We start from the raw sequence: 954 nt of genomic DNA, 5'->3' as shown, positions 1-954 counted from the left end.
GGCCGCGGCCACGCCGGGCACGCCGCCGGGCAGCGCGCCGCGGCCGCCGGCCGAGCGCATCAGGTGGTACGCGCCGACCTGCGGCGCGATCCGGCCCGCGACCTCGGACATCGGGGCGAGCAGCGGCAACGCGCGGTTCGGCGCCTCGACGGTCTCGTACGCGATGGCGGTGGTGCCCGACTCCAGCAGCGCGTCGGTGCAGGGGCGGGACGCGGCGAGGTGGAGGTAGGTGAAGAGCGTCTGGTCCTTGCGCAGCCGGTGGTACTCCTCCGCGATCGGCTCCTTGACCTTCAGCAGCAGGTCGGCGGTGGCCCAGACCTCGTCGGCGGTGGCGAGGATCCCGGCGCCGGCGGCGACGTACTCCTCATCGGTGATGGAGGAGCCCAGACCGGCGCCCTGCTCCACGAAGACCTCGTGGCCATTGCGCACCAGCTCGTGCACGCCGGCGGGGGTGATGGCCACACGGAACTCGTTGTTCTTGACCTCGCGGGGGATACCGACCTTCACGTCGATCACGGTCCTTGATATGGGGGGACTAAGGGCTTGACCGGCCACAACCGGTCATAGACCGGCCGAGACCGGCCATAGACAGGCAAAACGAACGAGGTCCGCATGCCGGAAACCACCGCTGCGATCGCGGTACAGCCAGTGTAATGAAGGACGTCGTGCTGTCTAGCCTTGCATTGCTTCAATCTTTCGCGAGACCACCACTGATTTCGTAGGTCGACTCGCGATCTCCCTTCATCCCCGGGGTTCGCGGGCCTCCGGCGTCATGTGTCCTCCCCGCGCTGTGACCTGCTCCACTCGTCGGCCCGGCGCGCCGCCGCGGCCGCCTCCGACCATGAGCGCAGCGCCTCCTTCGACCGCCCCGTCTTCTCCTGGGCCTTCGCCGTGCCGCTCAGCGCCCGCGCGTGCCCCTCCAGGTCCCCTGCCCGGCGGCAGGCGGCCGCGGCG

The 954-nt window shown here is 70.4% G+C and carries 1 protein-coding gene and 1 pseudogene; both read right to left on the bottom strand.

Going from position 1 to position 954, the window contains the following annotated elements; genetic code table 11:
* Positions 1–507: alanine dehydrogenase (locus EEJ42_RS31340; RefSeq protein WP_425472991.1), on the bottom strand; the 507-nt coding region annotated here is incomplete at its 3' end.
* 263 nt (positions 508–770) lie between these two features.
* Positions 771–954, bottom strand: a pseudogene (locus EEJ42_RS31335) (hypothetical protein); the annotation flags it as partial.

The sequence above is a fragment of the Streptomyces botrytidirepellens genome, assembly GCF_003721215.1.
Classification (GTDB): Bacteria; Actinomycetota; Actinomycetes; order Streptomycetales; family Streptomycetaceae; genus Streptomyces; species Streptomyces himastatinicus.
The sequence above is the reverse complement of the archived record's forward strand: the minus strand, read 5'-3'. Positions and strand labels throughout refer to the sequence as shown.